Source organism: Rhodoplanes roseus (assembly GCF_003258865.1).
Classification (GTDB): Bacteria; Pseudomonadota; Alphaproteobacteria; order Rhizobiales; family Xanthobacteraceae; genus Rhodoplanes; species Rhodoplanes roseus.
Genome location: NZ_NPEX01000600.1, coordinates 1 through 1,010 on the forward strand (window position 1 = coordinate 1; position 1,010 = coordinate 1,010).

Genomic DNA, 1,010 nt, shown 5'->3' on the forward strand with positions numbered 1-1,010 from the left:
AAGACCTCGGCCTCGCCCGGCCAGTGGAAGACCGCAGCGCAGCCCGTCGCCTACGGCCCGTTCCTGGCCGTGACCACCGGCGACACGCACACCGTCACGGTGATGGCCGGCACGCAGGTCGTGAAGACGGAGTTGCTGATCTCGACGGCCTGCTACTACGTGCACCAGGAGCCGGCGCCGATCCTGTTCGTGCAGCCGACCCAGGGCGCTGCCGCGAGCTTCTCGAAGGAGCGGTTCGAGCCGACCGTCGAGGCGACGCCGGTGCTGCGCGAGCTCGTCTCGCCCAATGGCGCCGGGTCGACGATCACAGACAAGGAGTTCCCGGGCGGGTCGCTGCACTTCGTGGGCAGCAACTCGCCGACCGATCTCGCTTCGCGCCCCAAGCGGGTGATCCTGCTCGACGAGATCGACAAGTATCCGGCGTCTGCCGGCGAGGAGGGCGATCCGGTCAAGCTCGCGGAGGAGCGGGCCTCGACCTTCAAGGCGGTGGGCCGCGCCAAGTTCGTGCGCACCTGCTCGCCGACCAACCAGGACACCAGCCGCATCGGCCGCGAGTACAAGGCCGGTGATCAGCGCCGCTGCTATGTGGCCTGCCCTTATTGCGGACACGAGCAGACACTGACCTGGTCTCAGGTCGAGTGGAGCAAGGACGCGGCCGGGCGGGCGATCCCGGAGACGGCGGGAATCGCCTGCGCCGGCTGTGGCGTCGTGTGGAGCGAGGGCGACCGCATGCGGGCGCTCGATGCCCTGGTCACGGCGCCTGATCACGGGTGGCGGCAGACGAAGCCTTTCGTGTGCTGCGGCGAGAAGCAGGTGCCCGAGAAGTGGGACGACCGCGGCCGGGCGCGCTGCAGCAAGTGCCAAGCGCCTGCACCGTTCGGCGGTCATGCGTCGTTCCACATTCCGAAGCTGCTGTCGCGCCGGCACCGGCTGGCCGACATGGTCAAGGAGTTCGACGAGGCGCAAGGCGACCCGGAGCTGCTGCGCAAGTTCGTCAACACCTGCCTGGC

1 protein-coding gene is annotated in these 1,010 nt (G+C 69.1%); it reads left to right on the plus strand.

Annotation, left to right across the window (positions count from 1 at the left end; genetic code table 11):
* Positions 1 to 1,010: terminase gpA endonuclease subunit (locus tag CH341_RS31520; RefSeq protein ID WP_210208706.1), on the plus strand; the 1,010-nt coding region annotated here is incomplete at both ends.